This is a genomic window from Curtobacterium sp. MMLR14_002 (assembly GCF_001864975.1).
Lineage (GTDB): Bacteria > Actinomycetota > Actinomycetes > Actinomycetales > Microbacteriaceae > Curtobacterium > Curtobacterium flaccumfaciens.
Window position 1 is genome coordinate 1 of sequence record NZ_MJGT01000053.1, and the last position, 15809, is coordinate 15809.

Below are 15809 nucleotides of genomic sequence, written 5' to 3' on the forward strand. Positions count from 1 at the left end.
AGGCCCGTGGCGGCGTCGCCACGGGCCTCCCGTCCGTCGTCTGGTCGCGTCGACAACCGGCGGCCCGCCCGCTCACGCGTCGCGGATCGCCAGCACCCGGTGCGGCGCAGCCGCCTCGGCCCGCCACCCGCCGGGCAGCACGTCGCGGAGTTCGGGCACGGTGAAGCTCCGTCGGATCGACCGCAGGCCGTCGACCCGGATGAACGTCCCCGCCGCCACGAGCGGTGACGCCAGCGCGTACGCCCGGTAGGCCGCCGGCGACCGACGGATGTCGGAGTGCAGGCTGCGCCCGCTCGCGAGCAGTTCGGAGTCGGCCAGGAACCCCCGCCGTTCCTCGTCGCCCAGGTGGTGCAGCACGTGGTTCGACACGACGACGTCGAACCGCTCACCCGCCGCGACGAGGTCACCGCTCGACTGCTGCCGGAACGTCACACCGGTCGGGGACGACCGCCGTGCTGCAGCGATGGCACGTTCGTCCGGGTCGACCCCGACGACCTCGATGTCGAATCCGTCGCTCGCCGCCCACCGCACCAGCGAGCGGGCCAGGTCGCCGCCGCCGCACCCCAGGTCGAGCACCCGGCCACGGCCGCTGGCGGGCAGGGCCGGCACGACGTGGGACCGCCAGGCCGCGCGCCAGCCGCTCACGAGCGCGTTCACGACGGCGAAGCGCCGGAAGGTGCGCGCGAGCGCACGCGGGTCGCAGTCCGGGTCGTCCATCAGTTCGGTCAGGTCGAGCGCGCGGGTGCGCAGGTCGACGGCCGGGAGGCCCGTGGTGCCGCCGCCCTGACGGCTCACGCCGCGCCCGTGGTCGCGACGGGCACGCGGGCGGGCGAGACAGCGGGCTCCGCCGCGGGCGACGCCGCGGATTCTGCCGCGGGCGACGCCTCGGTCCGCACCGCGGTGAGCCGTGCGCTCTCGACGGTGAGGCCGGGGCCGAAGGCGAGCGCGACGACGGCGCTGCCGTCCTCGAGGCCGGCGTCGACGGCGTCCCGCAGCACGAAGAGCACGGTGGCGCTCGACATGTTCCCGTGTTCCCGCAGCACCCGCCGGCTCGACTCCATGGCACTGTCGGGCAGGCCGAGCGACTCCTGCGTGCGGTCGAGGATGGCCCGGCCGCCCGGGTGCACCGCCCACACCGGCACGTCCGACGCCGGCCCGCCGGCGAGCAGCGGTTGCACGGCGCTCGGGACGTGCAGGCCGACGAGCTTCGGCACGGCGGTGGACAGGACCATCTCGAAGCCCTCGTCCCCGATGTTCCACGCCATCTCGGACGCCCCTTCGGGCACCACGGCCGTCGTGAAGTCGTCGAAGCGCAGACCGGCTCCGTCCCGGGCGACGACCGCGGCGGCCGCACCGTCGCCGAAGACGCTGTTCGCGACGATCTGGTCGGGGTCGTTCGAGGCGCGGACGTGCAGGGTGCAGAGTTCGCCGCAGACGACGAGCACGACGGCGTCCGGGTCCTGGTCGACGAACGCCGCGGCGATCCGGAGCGCGGGGAACGCGGCGCAGCAGCCCATGAAGCCGATGTGGTGCCGGAAGACGCCCCCGGGGAGCCCGAGCTGCTCGACGACGTCGATGTCTGGCCCAGGCTGGGTGAACCCGGTGCACGACACGGTCACCAGGTGCGTGACGGCCTCCGGCGCGATGCCGGCACGTTCCACGGCGTCGCGGGCGGCGGCGACGAACAGCGGCGGTGCGAGTTCGCGGTACCGGTCGTTGCGTGAGCCGGTGGACGGCGAGCGCAGGGTGCCGTCGTCGTCACGGAAGGCCCCACCGGCACGTGCGGAGTCGAGTTCCTCGAGGACGGTGTGCCGCTGCTCGACCGCCGACCCGTCGAACGCGGCGGGGACGAGCCGTTTGCCGAGCCGCCCGAGGTCGGGTTGGGCGGAGAACAGGTCACGCACCCGGGGCTGGTCGAGGGTCGTCTCGGGGGCGGCGGTTCCGATGGCGCGGATCGTTGCGGACACGACTCATCCTGTCACCGGATCGCTGACGCGTCCCCAGGATGCGCACGGCGACGGGACGCACGGAGGGCACGGCACCGACCGGTGCCGTGCCCTCCGTGGTGGGACTGCCTACGACTGCTGTGCGCGCTCCAGCACGAGTTCCCGCACGCGTGCGGCGTCGGCCTGGCCCTTCATGGCCTTCATGACCGCACCGATGATCGCGCCGGCCGCCTGGACCTTGCCGTCCTGGATCTTCGCCAGCACGTCGGGCTGCGCCGCGAGTGCTTCGTCGACCGCGGCGGTCAGAGCGGAGTCGTCCGAGACGACCTTGAGCCCACGGGCCTCGACGACCTGCGCCGGCGAACCCTCGCCCGCGATGACGCCCTCGAGCACCTGGCGTGCCAGACGGTCGGTCAGGTCGCCGGACTCGACGAGCGCGATGACCTCGGCGACGTGCTTCGGCGACACCAGGTCACCGGGAGCGGCGTCCTGCGCGTTGGCGACGCGGCTGATCTCACCGGTCCACCACTTGCGGGCGGCCTGTGGTGCGGCGCCCGCGGCGACGGTGCCCTCGACCTCGTCGAGCAGGCCGCCGTTGACGACGTCCTGGAACTCCAGGTCGGCGAAGCCCCAGTCACCCTTCAGGCGACGGCGACGTGCGACCGGAGCCTCGGGCAGCGAGGCACGGAGCTCCGCGATGACGGCCGGGTCCGGCACGACGGGCAGCAGGTCGGGCTCCGGGAAGTACCGGTAGTCGTCGGCGTCCGACTTCGGACGACCGGCCGAGGTGCGGCCGGTGTCCTCGTGCCAGTGGCGGGTCTCCTGCGTGATCGTGCCACCGGCGGCGAGGATCGCGGCCTGACGCTGGATCTCGTAGCGGATCGCACGCTCGACGGCGCGGAACGAGTTGACGTTCTTGGTCTCGGTGCGGGTGCCGAGCTTCTCCTGCCCGCGGGGGCGCAGCGAGATGTTCGCGTCGCACCGCAGGTTGCCGCGCTCCATGCGGGCTTCGGAGACACCGAGCGCCCGGACGAGGTCGCGGATGACCTGCACGTAGGCGGCTCCGAGCTCGGGGGCACGGTGCTCAGCGCCGAAGATCGGCTTCGTGACGATCTCGACCAGGGGCACACCGGCGCGGTTGTAGTCGACGAGCGAGTACTCGGCGCCCTGGATGCGGCCGGTGGCACCACCGACGTGCGTCAGCTTGCCGGCGTCCTCTTCCATGTGGGCGCGCTCGATCGGGATGTTGTAGATCGTCCCGTCGGCGAGCTCGACCTCGACCTCGCCCTCGTAGGCGATGGGCTCGTCGTACTGCGAGACCTGGTAGTTCTTCGGGTTGTCCGGGTAGAAGTAGTTCTTCCGGGCGAACCGCGAGGACTCGGCGATCGAGCAGCCGAGCGCGAGCCCGAGCTGGATCGAGTACCGCACGGCCTGCGCGTTCACGACCGGCAGCGACCCGGGCAGCCCGAGGTCGACCGGGGTGACGTTCGTGTTGGGCTCGCCGCCGAAGAAGTTCGGGGCGTCCGAGAACATCTTGGTCTTCGTCGCGAGTTCGACGTGGACCTCGAAGCCGAGCACCGGTTCGTAGCGCTCGAGCGCCTCGTCGAAGTCCATCAGCGCGTCCTTCTGCGCCATCAGATCACACCTTCCTGCGCAGCGGACTGCTGACTCTGGTCGAGGTCCGGGACGGACGCGATGAGCGGCGCGCCCCACTGCTGTTCGAGCAGACGCTCGAGAGCGGCACCGTAGCGGTACAGCCGGGCGTCCTCACGCTGGGGCGCCATCAGCTGCACACCGACGGGCAGGCCGTCCTCGGGCGCGAGGCCGTTCGGGATGCTCATGCCGGGGACGCCGGCGAGGTTCGCCGGGATCGTCGTGAGGTCGTTGAGGTACATCGCCAGCGGGTCGTCGATGCGCTCACCGATCGGGAACGCGGTCGTCGGCGCCGACGGGCTGACGAGCAGGTCGACCTGCTCGAAGGCGGCCTGGAAGTCCCGCTGCACGAGCGTGCGGACCTTCTGCGCCGAGCCGTAGTAGGCGTCGTAGTAGCCGGCGCTCAGGGCGTAGGTGCCGAGGATGATGCGCCGCTTGACCTCGGGCCCGAAGCCGGCTTCACGCGTGGCGGCCATGACGTCCTCGACGGTGGCACCGTTCTCGGGCGTGACCCGGAGGCCGAAGCGCACCGAGTCGAACTTGGCGAGGTTCGACGACGCCTCGGCCGGGAGGATCAGGTAGTACGCGCTGATCGCGTACGCGAACGACGGGGCGTCGATCTCGACGACGACCGCACCGGCCGACTCGAGCAGCGCCACCGTCTCCTGGAAGCGCTGGGTGACACCGGCCTGGAACCCGTCGCCCCCGGCCAGTTCCTTCACCACGCCGACGCGCAGGCCGCGGAGCGTGTCCGCCTGCAGCCCTTCGCGTGCGGCCGCGGCCATCGAGGGCCAGGCGTCCGGGATGGACGTGGAGTCCTTCGGGTCGTGCCCGCCGATGACGTCGTGCAGGAGCGCGGCGTCGAGGACGGTGCGGGACACCGGACCGATCTGGTCGAGGCTGGACGCCAGGGCGATGGCACCGTAGCGGCTCACCCCGCCGTAGGTCGGCTTCACACCGACCGTGCCCGTCACCGCACCCGGCTGGCGGATGGAGCCACCCGTGTCCGAACCGAGGGCGAACGGGGCTTCGTGCGCGGCGACCGCAGCAGCCGAGCCACCGCCGGACCCGCCGGGGATCCGGTCGAGGTCCCACGGGTTGCGAGTCGGCCCGTAGGCCGAGAACTCGGTGGTCGAGCCCATCGCGAACTCGTCCATGTTGGTCTTGCCGAGCGGCACGAGGCCGGCGGCGCGGAGCTTCGCGACGGGGGTGGCGTCGTACGGCGGCACCCAGCCCTCGAGGATCCTGGACCCGGCGGTCGTGGGCATGTCCTGCGTGCACAGGACGTCCTTGACGGCGATCGGCACACCGGCGAGCGGCCCGAGGTCGTCGCCCGCGGCACGGCGGGAGTCGATCGACTTCGCCACTGCCAGGGCGTTCTGGTTGACGTGCAGGAACGCGTGCACGTCGCCGTCGACGGCGGCGATCCGGTCGAGGTGGGCCTGGGTGGCCTCGACGCTCGAGACGTCGCGCGCCACGAGGGCGTCGGCGAGCGCCGCGGCGCTCAGCTTCGTGATGTCGTCAGTCACTGTTCTTCGCCCTACTGTTCTTCGCCGAGGATGGCGGTCACGCGGAACCGTTCGCCGTCGGAGTCGGGCGCCCCGGAGAGCGCCTGCTCCTGCGTCAGCGTCGTGCCGACCACGTCGGGTCGGGTGACGTTGCCGAGCGGCACGGGGTGGCTCGTCGCCGGGACGTCGTCGGTCGCGACCTCGGCGACCTTGGCGACGCTCTCGACGATGTGCGACAGCTCCCCGGTCAGCTTCTCGATCTCGTCGGGCGTGAGTGCGATACGTGCGAGGTTCGCCAGGTGTGCGACCTGCTCGCTCGTGATGTCAGGCATGGTGCTCCGTCGATCGGTTCGTGGAATGCCCCACAGTCTATTGGCTGCGTCGGGCGCGCAGGCGCGGCTGTGGACAACGCCCTGGAGGCCCGGTGCCGGTCCGTGGGACCGGCACCGGGCCTCCAGGGCGTCAGCGGGTCACTTCCCGTTCTGGTCCCCCGCAGCCGGTGCCGCCGGGGCCACCGTCGCGGCGGGCGCCGGCGCAGCCGGGGCAGCGGGTGCAGCCGGAGCAGCCGGAGCAGCCGTCGGCGTCGTCTGGTCGTCCTGCGCCGTCCCCTGCCCGGACGAGGACCCCGACGACGACGAAGAAGACGACGAAGAAGACGACGAAGAAGACGACTTGCTCGCCTGCCCGATCATCGCCTGGTTCGGCGCCGGCAGCGCTCCCCCGCCGACGGTCTGGTCGAGGTACGCCATCATCGACTTCCCGACCCCGAACTTCGCGCTGTACCCGGTGGTGCCCTGCAGGAACGGCCAGTTCGCCAGGCTCACGCTCCCCTGCACGTTGCCGACCCAGGTGGCGTTCGTGTACTTCGTCGACGACGCGACCAGCCAGTTCTGCACGTCGCCGTCGGTGGTGCCGGTCTTCGCGAACTTCGCCACGCTGTCCCCGGGGTTCGCGCTCGCGGCGGTGCCCGAACCGGACAGCACGCCCTGCAGCGCGTAGTCGACCGTGCCCGCGACGTCGGCGGAGACGCCCTGCGTGCAGGACGACGGCGTCGGGGTGATCTTCGTGCCGTCCGCCTCGGTCACCGAGTCGATCGCGGTGGGCGTGCACACGATGCCGCCGTTGGCGAAGCCCGCGTAGGCCTCGGCCAGGTCGATCGGCGACAGCTCGTTCACGCCGAGGATCGAGGACGGCGTCTGCGTCAGGTCACCGCCGTCGGCGCGGTGGATGCCCATCGACTGCGCGAGCTGGGCGATCTTGCACAGGTCGAGCTGCTTGCCCATCTGGGCGTAGGCGGTGTTGATCGACTCGACCGTCGCCGCCTCGACCGACATCGACGACGGCACGCTCTCGGCGTTGGCGACGTTCCAGGTGCCCCCCGCGACGTTCTGGCAGCTGTTGGTGAACTCGGCGTTCGCGAACTGGTGCTCCGAGGTGGTGACCGAGTCGGACAGGGTGTGCCCGCTGGCGAGCCACTCCGCCAGGGTGAACACCTTGTAGGTCGAGCCGGTCTGGAACCCGCCCGAGTTGCCGTACCCGGAGTCGGCGCTGTAGTTCACCGCCGTGGCGCCGGCTGCGGCGTTGTCCCCCTGCGTGTAGGTGGTGTTCTGGACCATCGACATGATCCGGCCGGTGCCGGGCTCCACGGTGACGTTCGAGCCGCCGACGTCGACGCCGGCCATCGTGGCCGGCACGTAGGTGGACAGGGCGGACTGTGCCTGGCCCTGCAGGTCGAGGTCGAGCGAGGTGTGGATCTGCAGGCCCTTGGTGTCGAGTGTGGCGATGCGTGCCGCCGCGGTCTTGCCGAACGCGGGGTCCTGCAGCACCTGGTCGCGGACGTAGTCGCAGAAGTACCCGGCGTCGTAGTGCGTCGCGGCGGTCGAGCACCCGTTGGCGGTCTCGGTGATCTTCGGCGTGACCGGCGTCGCGATCGCCTTCGTCATCTGTGCCTTCGTGATCGACCCGTGCGCCTGCATCCGGCGGAGCACGTAGTCGCGGCGCTCCTTCGTCAGCTCGTACCCGTTGGCCTTGCCGTTGTCCTTGTCGCTCGGCACGTCGATGCGCAGGTTCGACGGGTTGTTGAGGATCGCGACGAGCGTGGCCGACTGCACGAGCGACAGGTCCTTCGCGTGCACGCCGAAGTAGTACTCGGCCCCGGCCTCGGCCCCGTAGACCCGCCCGCCGAGCCCGACGATGTTGAGGTACCCGGTCAGGATCTCGTCCTTCGAGTACTTCTTGTTCACCGCGATGGCGTACCGCATCTCCTGCAGCTTGCGCTGCGGCGTGACGCCGGCCGCGTCCTCGTAACAGGCTTCGACCTTCTTCTCGGTGGCGGCCTGGTCCTTGCCCGTGAGCTCCTCGCACTGCTGCACCAGGACGTTCTTGACGTACTGCTGCGTGATGCTCGAGCCGCCCTGCACGTCCCCGCCGACCACGGTCGCGGCGACCCCGCGGAGCGTCCCGAGCACGTCGATGCCGCCCTCGTCGTAGTAGCGCGGGTCCTCGGTGTCGATCGCAGCCTGCTTGAGCGAGTCCGCCATCTGGTCGGCCGTCACGTTCGTGCGGTTCTCGGCGTAGAACGAGGCGATCTTGACCTGCTTCCCGCCCTGCTCCGCGTACACGGACGACACCTGCTGCGGGGTCTGCACGTCGAGGTAGGTCGGCAGGTCCTCGAAGAACGAGACCGCCCCGGAGGTCCCCTCACCAGCGACGGCGACCGCCGGGGTCACCGCGACGGCGACGAGCATGCCGGCGAGCACGGACATCACCACGAACATCAGGAGAGCACCAGGCCATCGCACCACACGCATGACGGCACCGTAGGCAGCAGGGCTGTACTGGTTCTGCCCTGGAACGAGTGCAGGCTGCGGTCGCGTTCAGGTTGCCACCCAGCCCGTTCCGAGGACGGGTCGCGATCCGCGCGGGCGCACCGATCCGGCCGGGAGGCCCGCATCGGCTCCGCCACGTCGGCCGCCGGTCACGATCGGGTCACGTCCACCGCGTCGCCACGACCCGGGGTCCGCCCGGTCGCTCAGGGCGCGGTCGGGCACGGCCGGTCAGTCACGGGGCTGCAGGTCCTGCGGGCGCACGAGGTACATGTCCGGTGAGGCGCCGACGATGCCGTCACCACCCGACTTGCCGCGTCGGACCTGCTCGCGCACCAGGTCGCCGCGTCCGATGCCGATCAGGGCGACGTCGTGCAGCGATGCCGTGCCCGGCTTGAGGTAGTCGTTGTGGCCCACGGGGCGGCGGAACACGTCACCGGCGGACAGCGCATCGGCGCCCCCGGCGAGGTCGAGCACGGTCGACCCGAACGACGCCCCGCCCGGGTCGGTGCCGAAGTACCCGGAGCCCGCGATGGGATCGCTGTGCGCACCGCCGACGAAGACCTGCCCGGTGGCGACGGCGAGGTCGTCCGCCGTCCGGACGTCGCTGCCCGGCGATCCGAGCACGGTCAGGGTGTCGGCGGTCATCCGGCCGGACGCCAGGGCCGTCATCGCCGTGGTCGACCCGTACGAGTGCGCGACGATGTTCACGCGCGGTTGGTCGCCGGCGCGGATCACACGCAGTCCCGCGACGGTGCGTTCGAGCCGCTCCGCCCCGGTCCGTGCGAGCCCGAGCGACAGGATGTTGGACAGGTCCGGCGTCCGGTACCCCATCCACGCGACGACGGCGGCTCCCGACCCGTTGCCCGTGGCGGCGAGCGGCGCCAGGGTGGCCTGCTCGCGGGACAGGTCGTTGGCGGTGTTCGTGAAGTCGGTCATCTGCCCGGTGACCGTGAAGAACATGCCCGGCACCACGACGGTGACGTCGGCCGCGGTGTCGAGGTCGCCGATGCTGATCGCCGCACGCCCGGACCCCCGGGTGTCGAGCGCCACCAGGAAGCGCCGCGGGTCGCCGGCTTGCTGCACCAGGGAGTCCCGGACCTGCCCGAGCATCGCGGCCCGGGCTGCACCGAGATCGGCGTCGGCGAGGCCGGAGGTCAGCGTCGCGCGGTTGGCCTCGTCACGGACGGCGTACGGCACGCCCTCGAGGTTCCCGACCAGGGCGGGCGCGTGCGCGAGGAGTCGGTCCTGCTCGTCGACGGGCAGGTGCGACCACCACTGCGCGACGGTCTGCGCGGGCGGCGGGTCGTCCTGCACCGTCGCCACGACACGACGGTCGGTGGCGGCGCTCCGCAGGTCGGCGGCGCCGAGTGCACCGAGGTCGTCCACGAAGGCGCGTCCGTGCGCGGCGGCGAGGTCGTCGACCCCCACCGCGGCCGTGGAGGACGCCGCTGCCGCCACCGGCGTCGCCACGGGAGCCGACACGGATGCCGATGCCGACGCCGACACGGACGCCGACGAGAGCACGTCGTCGACCGGGACGATGCGGGTCGTGGCGGTGCTGGCGACCGTGACCTGGTGCGCCGGGGGCATGCCTGGGGCCTCGATCACTCCGAGCGAGTGCACCGAGGCGGTGAGCAGAGCCGCAGCGATGAGCAGCATTCGGGTCTCCCCCGGGAAGGCCGTCCCGACGTCCCCCTGCAGACGACGGGTGATGCTCGGTCGAGTCTATGGAGATGTCCGCGGATCATCCATGCGCGATGCAACTTGTCCCCCGAACTGGGCGCGTTCGACGGCGCGCCGCGCTCAGCGGATGCGACCGGGCGTGCTGCGCGCCCCGGTCGGTCCTCAGTCCTCAGTCCTCGGTCGTGGGCGCTTCCGGTTCGGCGAGCGCCGCGGGCCCCTCGGTCACGAGCAGGTGGAACTGCTCGGCGTCGATGATCCGGACGCCCAGCTGCTCGGCCTTCGTGAGCTTCGAACCGGCACCCGGACCGGCCGCCACGAAGTCGGTCTTCTTGCTCACGCTCGAGGCCGCCTTGCCACCGGCGGTGATGATCGCCTCCTGTGCACCTTCGCGCGTGTAGCCCTCGAGTGACCCGGTCGCGACGACGGTGACGCCGCTCAGCACGCCGCCCTCGACGTCGGCGCTGCCCGGGCCGGGGTGGCCCGGGGTGGTGAACTGCACGCCGGCCGTGGTCCAGCGGTCGATGATCTCGCGGTGCCAGTCGACGTCGAACCAGGCGAGCAGGGCGTCGGCGATGATCCCGCCGACCCCGTCGACGGCGGCGAGGTCCTCGCGCGATGCCGACCGGATCGCGTCGAGGGACCCGAAGTGGTTCGCCAGGGCCCGGGCGGCGACGGGTCCGACGTGGCGGATGCTCAGGCCGACCAGGATCCGCCACAGGGGCTTCGTCTTCGCCGCGTCGATGTTCGCGAGCATCTCGAACGCGTTCTTCGACGGGTAGCGGCTCGGCTCACCGGTGTAGTCGGCGCCCCGCGCCTCGGGGTCGAACGGCGGGTCGGTCTTCTTGCGCGCCCGACTGAACGGCGTGACGCGCTTCGGGGTGCCGTCGTCGTCGACCTTCTCCATGCCGGTCTCGGCGTCGCGGACGATGACCTCGATCGGGACGATGTCCTGCATCGTCAGGTCGAACAGGCCGGCCTCGGTGACGAGCGGCGGGGTCTCCGGGCGGAGGGGCTGCGTGAGCGCCGCGGCCGCGACCTCGCCGAGCCCCTCGATGTCGAGCGACCCGCGCGAGGCGATGTGCTCGACCCGACCGCGCACCTGCGCCGGGCAGCTCTTCGCGTTCGGACAGCGCAGGTCGATGTCGCCTTCCTTCGCGGGGGCGAGCTCGGTGCCGCACTCGGGGCAGTTCGTCGGCATCACGAACTCGCGCTCGGAACCGTCACGGAGCTCGACCACCGGACCGAGCACCTCGGGGATCACGTCGCCGGCCTTCCGCAGCACGACCGTGTCGCCGATCAGCACGCCCTTCGCCTTGACGACCTGCTGGTTGTGCAGCGTGGCCTGGCGGACGACGGACCCGGCGACCTCGGCCGGGGCCATCACCGCGAACGGGGTGGCACGGCCGGTGCGGCCGACGCTGACCACGATGTCGGTGAGCGTCGTGTGCACTTCTTCCGGCGGGTACTTGTACGCGATCGCCCACCGCGGCGCCCGCGACGTCGACCCGAGTTCCTCGTGCAGGGCCAGGTCGTCGACCTTCACGACGACGCCGTCGATCTGGTGCTCGACCGACGAGCGGCGCTCCCCCGTGGTCCGGACGAAGCCGTTGACCTCGTCGATGGTGTCGAACACCCGGTAGTGGCTGCTCGTCGGCAGGCCCCAGGTCTGCAGCAGCTCGTACACCTCGGACTGGCTGCGGACGTCGGTGCCCTGCTCGAGTTCACGGACGGGCCACGCGCCGATGCCGTGCACGAGCATCCGCAGACGCCGCAGCCGGTCGACCATCAGTGCCCGCTTCGCCTCGGACTTGCCCTCTTCCTTCTGGCGGAGGGACCCGGCGGCAGCGTTGCGCGGGTTGGCGAACACGCGCTCCCCAGCCTCGCGCTGGTTGGCGTTGAGCTCGTCGAACTCGGCGACCGGGAAGAAGATCTCGCCCCGGACCTCGACCAGGGGCGGGTGACCGGTGCCGGACAGGCGGTCCGGGATCGTGCCCATCGTGCGGACGTTGCCGGTGACGTCCTCGCCGACCACACCGTCACCGCGGGTGGCGGCGGAGACGAGCCGACCGTGCTCGTACCGCAGGTTGATCGCCAGGCCGTCGATCTTCAGCTCGGTCAGGAACCGCACTCGCTCGGCGCCGGCGTCGCGCTGCACCTTGAGGGCCCACTCGGTGAGCTCGTCGGGGCTGAACACGTTGTCGAGCGAGAGCATGCGCTCGGCGTGCTCGACCGGCGCGAACTGCGTCGTCTGCGCCTGCCCACCCACGGTCTGCGTCGGGCTGTCGGGCGTCAGGAGTTCCGGGAACCGCCGTTCGATCGCGTCGAGGCGGTGCACCAGGGCGTCGTAGTCGGCGTCCGACAGGGGCGAGGCGTTGCCCTCGTAGTAGTCGTGGCGCAGTTCGTTGACGCGGGCGCGCAACCGGTCGACCTCGCGCGCGGCCTGGGCGGCGTCGAGGCCGTCGGGGTCGATGGTCTCGAACGTCGCGTCGGTCTCGCTCATGGCATCAGTTCTACCGTGCACCACCGACGCGGCGTGCAGCGAGCGTGTGCCCCGGGAGCGGCGGGGTCAGGCGTCGACGGGGACGGCGCTGACCGTGGTGTCGATCGTGCACTGGCCGAGCACCCGCGTGCCGACGTAGACCACGGCCGTCTGCCCGGGAGCGACCCCGTGCAGCGGCTCGTCGACGTCGATCACGAGCACGTCGTCCTGCACGCGGGCCGTCGCGGGCACCGGGTCGGCGTGCGCGCGGATCTGCACGTCGCAGGCGAACGGCGTCGCGGGGTCGGCCGGGGCCGTGCCCGCCCAGGTGAACCGCGAGCCGGACATCGAGGTGACGGCGAGGGCCTCCTTCGGGCCGACGACGACGGTGTTGTCCTTCGGGCGGATCTCGAGCACGAACCGGGGCTTGCCGTCCGGTGCCGGGCGACCGAGGGCCAGGCCGCGGCGCTGTCCGACGGTGTAGCCGGTGGCGCCCTCGTGCGAGCCGACGACCGTGCCGTCGCGCTCGACGACCTCGCCGGGGGCGGTGCCGACGCGGTCCGCCAGCCAGCCGCGGGTGTCGCCGTCCGGGATGAAGCAGATGTCGTAGGAGTCCGGCTTCTGGGCGACCGTCAGCCCGCGCTCGGCGGCCTCTGCCCGGACCTCGTCCTTCGACGGGGTGGCTCCGAGCGGGAACATCGCGTGCTGCAGCTGCTCGGCGGTCAGGACCCCGAGCACGTACGACTGGTCCTTCGCCCACGCGGCCGACCGGTGCAGCTCGCGGGAGCCGTCCGGACCGGTGACGATCGAGGCGTAGTGCCCGGTCGCGACGGCGTCGAACCCCAGGGCGAGTGCCTTCTCGAGCAGCGCCGCGAACTTGATCCGCTCGTTGCAGCGCATGCAGGGGTTCGGGGTGCGGCCGGCCTGGTACTCGGCCACGAAGTCGTCGACGACGTCCTCCTTGAACCGGGCCGAGAAGTCCCACACGTAGTACGGGATCCCGAGGGCCGACGCGGCGCGCTGGGCGTCCATCGAGTCCTCGATGGTGCAGCACCCGCGGCTGCCGGTGCGCAGGGTGCCGGGCATCCGGCTCAGGGCCAGGTGCACACCCACCACGTCGTGGCCGGCGTCGACCGCCCGGGCTGCGGCCACCGCCGAGTCGACACCACCGCTCATCGCCGCAAGAACACGCATGCGTCCAGGGTAACCCGCCGACGAAGCGGTACCGCTGGCGTACCGTTGGTCGGGCGATGGCCACGACGGGGAACGACTCATTCGACTTCCGGTCCGTCCTGCTGTCCGGGTTCCTGCCCGCTGCGCTCTTCGCGATCGGCGAGGGCGCGATCATCCCGATCATCCCGATCGCGGCCGACTCGCTCGGTGCCAGCCTGGCGTTCGCGGGCTTCGTCGCCTCGCTCATCCTGGTCGGGGAGCTCATCGGCGACGTCCCGTCCGGCATCGTCGTCGCCCGCATCGGCGAGCGGAACGCCATGATCGGCGCCGCGCTGGTGTCGGTGGTCGGGCTCGTGGTCGCCACGACGGCCGCGAACGCCTGGGTCCTGGCGCTCGGGGTGTTCCTGGTCGGCGTCTCCACCGCGGTGTTCGCCCTCGCCCGGCACGCCTACATGACCACCGCGATCCCCCTGCGGATCCGGGCCCGGGCGCTGTCGAGCCTCGGCGGCGTCTTCCGCTTCGGCTACTTCGTCGGCCCGTTCATCGCCGCCGGCGTCATCCACCTGACCGGCACCACCAGCAGTGCCTTCTGGATCCACGTCGTCTGCTGCCTGGCGGCCGCGACCGTGCTCCTGGTGCTGCGCGACCCCGCGACGGGCACACGCGGCCTGCGGTTGCCGCCACGGGCCTCCCGGCCGTCGGCCGACCACGCGACGGACGCGAGCGACCACGCGACCGAACCGCCCGCCGACACCGGCGCGCAGTTCGTCCAGCAGGAGGCGCAGGGCCTCTTCCGCACCATCCGCGCGAACGCGGCGGTCCTGCTGCGGCTCGGCAGCGGCGCCGGCCTGATCGGTGCGATGCGCGCCGGACGGCAGGTGATCCTGCCGCTCTGGGCGGTGAGCGTCGGTCTCGACGACTCGACCGCGGCCCTCGTGATCGGCATCGCCGGAGCCGTCGACTTCGCGCTGTTCTACACGAGCGGGCAGATCATGGACCGGTGGGGACGGCTGGCGAGCGCCCTGCCCTGCATGCTCGGCCTGAGCATCAGCTACTTCCTGCTCGCCTGGAGCGGCCACCTGGACGCCCGGGTCGGCTGGTTCGTCGCGATCGCGATGGGCATGTCCCTGGCGAACGGGGTCGGTTCCGGCATCCTCATGACGCTGGGCGCGGACCTCGCCCCGCGCGACGCCCCGGCACCGTTCCTGGGGGCGTGGCGGTTCACCGGCGACTTCGGGTCGGCGGCCGCACCGCTCCTCATCTCCGGCGTGACCGCCGTCGCGTCCATCGCCGTCGCGAGCGGGGTGATGGGCGTGCTCGGCCTGGTCGGCGCGGGCATCCTGCTCCGGTACGTGCCCCGGTACCTGCCGCGCCCGCTGCGCTGACGCGCTGCCGCGCTGGCGCACCGTGCGCGCTCCTCCGCTCCGTGCGCGGTTGACCGCACCGTGCACACCCACAGCGCCGCACCCAGCCGCCGAGCTCGCACCGAGTCGCGGACCGCGCACGGTGCGTCCCACGGCCTGGAGGCCCGGCGCACGTCCGCCCCGCACCCCGCGCTCGGTAGACTGCCGCTGCTCGCGGGAGTGGTGGAATCGGTAGACACGCAGGATTTAGGTTCCTGTGCCCCAGGCGTGAGGGTTCGAGTCCCTCCTTCCGCACCGAGTCCGTCCTGGCGCACCGTTGCGGTCATCCGCACGCCTCGTGCAGGTCAACCCTGCGAGGGATGGCCCGGTCACTTCCGGGCGGTACCCTCATCCCGCGGGAGTCCTCCCCGTGACTCCCGCTCCACGACCGGAAGAACCATGCACTCCGTCGCACTCGCCCTGATCCCGTGGCTCGATCCGCAGTACATCCTCGACCACTTCGGGGCCATCGCCGTGCTCGTGGTCTGCGCGATCGTGTTCGCCGAGACCGGTCTGCTCATCGGCTTCATCTTCCCGGGCGACAGCCTGCTGGTCATCACCGGCCTGTTCGCCTTCGACCGCGGTGGCGAGATCGGCGGCATCCCGATCTGGGTCGCGGCGCTGATGATCGGCGCCGCCGCGTTCCTCGGCGGCGAGCTCGGGTACTACATCGGCAAGAAGGCCGGGCCCCCGATCTTCGAGCGGAAGGACAGCGGGCTCTTCTCGAAGGCGAACGTCGAGCGCACCAACGCGTTCTTCCACCGCTTCGGCCCGCTCGCCGTGATCCTGGCGCGCTTCGTGCCGGTCGTCCGCACCTTCGCCCCGATCGCCGCGGGCGTCGGCCGGATGGACTACAAGAAGTACTCGCTCTACAACGCGATCGGCGCCGTGGTCTGGGGCGTCGGCGTAACGTTCCTCGGGTACTTCATCGGGCACATCCCGTTCGTGGCGCACATCGTCCGCGAGTACATCGACATCATCCTGCTCGCCGCGGTCGTCGTGACCGTCGTGCCGATGGCGCTGACCTACCTGCGCAACGCCCGCAAGGCGAAGCACACGAACGAGGCCGAGGCCACCACGGCCCCGACGGTCGACCCGACGCTCTAGAACCCTGCGCAACCGAAGTCGCCCCGGAC

Annotated in this window: 11 protein-coding genes and 1 tRNA gene; 3 read left to right on the top strand and 9 right to left on the bottom strand. The window is 71.7% G+C overall.

Annotated features, from left to right (window positions below; genetic code table 11):
- Window positions 1–72 precede the first annotated feature (72 nt).
- The 9 genes from BIU91_RS08905 to mnmA all read right to left on the bottom strand — a co-directional run bounded on the left by BIU91_RS08905 (window position 73) and on the right by mnmA (window position 13291).
- The gene (locus tag BIU91_RS08905; RefSeq protein ID WP_084740945.1) at window positions 73–795 is read right to left on the bottom strand and encodes a methyltransferase domain-containing protein; all 723 of its coding nucleotides are present in this window, start codon (window positions 793–795) and stop codon (window positions 73–75) included.
- Window positions 792–1967: a 3-oxoacyl-[acyl-carrier-protein] synthase III C-terminal domain-containing protein gene (locus BIU91_RS08910; RefSeq protein WP_071405130.1), complete on the bottom strand. Its 1176-nt coding sequence runs from the start codon at window positions 1965–1967 to the stop codon at window positions 792–794. The genes BIU91_RS08905 and BIU91_RS08910 overlap by 4 nt, the downstream gene beginning before the upstream one ends.
- A 108-nt stretch (window positions 1968–2075) precedes the next feature.
- Complete coding sequence (gatB, locus tag BIU91_RS08915) at window positions 2076–3581, bottom strand: Asp-tRNA(Asn)/Glu-tRNA(Gln) amidotransferase subunit GatB (RefSeq protein ID WP_035807593.1); 1506 nt, start codon at window positions 3579–3581, stop codon at window positions 2076–2078.
- Window positions 3581–5128, bottom strand: coding sequence for an Asp-tRNA(Asn)/Glu-tRNA(Gln) amidotransferase subunit GatA (gene gatA / locus BIU91_RS08920; protein ID WP_027464607.1), 1548 nt, complete (start codon window positions 5126–5128; stop codon window positions 3581–3583). The genes gatB and gatA overlap by 1 nt, the downstream gene beginning before the upstream one ends.
- Window positions 5129–5139: 11 nt before the next feature.
- Window positions 5140–5439, bottom strand: a complete 300-nt coding sequence (gatC, locus tag BIU91_RS08925) for an Asp-tRNA(Asn)/Glu-tRNA(Gln) amidotransferase subunit GatC (protein WP_017887005.1) — start codon at window positions 5437–5439, stop codon at window positions 5140–5142.
- A gap of 138 nt (window positions 5440–5577) precedes the next feature.
- Window positions 5578–7917: a transglycosylase domain-containing protein gene (locus BIU91_RS08930; RefSeq protein ID WP_253183713.1), complete on the bottom strand. Its 2340-nt coding sequence runs from the start codon at window positions 7915–7917 to the stop codon at window positions 5578–5580.
- A 246-nt stretch (window positions 7918–8163) separates the two neighbouring features.
- Window positions 8164–9594 carry an alpha/beta hydrolase gene (locus tag BIU91_RS08935; RefSeq protein ID WP_071405131.1) on the bottom strand — a complete coding sequence of 477 codons (1431 nt, stop codon included), beginning with the start codon at window positions 9592–9594 and terminating at the stop codon, window positions 8164–8166.
- Window positions 9595–9787: 193 nt separating this feature from the next.
- Window positions 9788–12118: an NAD-dependent DNA ligase LigA gene (ligA, locus tag BIU91_RS08940; protein WP_071405132.1), complete on the bottom strand. Its 2331-nt coding sequence runs from the start codon at window positions 12116–12118 to the stop codon at window positions 9788–9790.
- A 66-nt stretch (window positions 12119–12184) separates the two neighbouring features.
- Entirely contained in the window at window positions 12185–13291 is a 1107-nt protein-coding gene (gene mnmA, locus BIU91_RS08945) for a tRNA 2-thiouridine(34) synthase MnmA (RefSeq protein ID WP_031259645.1), read from the bottom strand.
- Between the two features lie 56 nt (window positions 13292–13347).
- Between mnmA and BIU91_RS08950 the strand changes: the two genes are divergently transcribed.
- The 3 genes from BIU91_RS08950 (at window position 13348) to BIU91_RS08960 (ending at window position 15780) form a co-directional block, all read left to right on the top strand.
- A complete protein-coding gene (locus BIU91_RS08950; protein ID WP_071405133.1) occupies window positions 13348–14655 on the top strand; it encodes an MFS transporter in 1308 nt (435 codons plus the stop codon).
- A 192-nt stretch (window positions 14656–14847) separates the two neighbouring features.
- Window positions 14848–14928 (top strand) — tRNA-Leu (locus BIU91_RS08955).
- A 144-nt stretch (window positions 14929–15072) separates the two neighbouring features.
- Window positions 15073–15780 carry a DedA family protein gene (locus BIU91_RS08960; RefSeq protein WP_027464603.1) on the top strand — a complete coding sequence of 236 codons (708 nt, stop codon included), beginning with the start codon at window positions 15073–15075 and terminating at the stop codon, window positions 15778–15780.
- Window positions 15781–15809 lie beyond the last annotated feature (29 nt).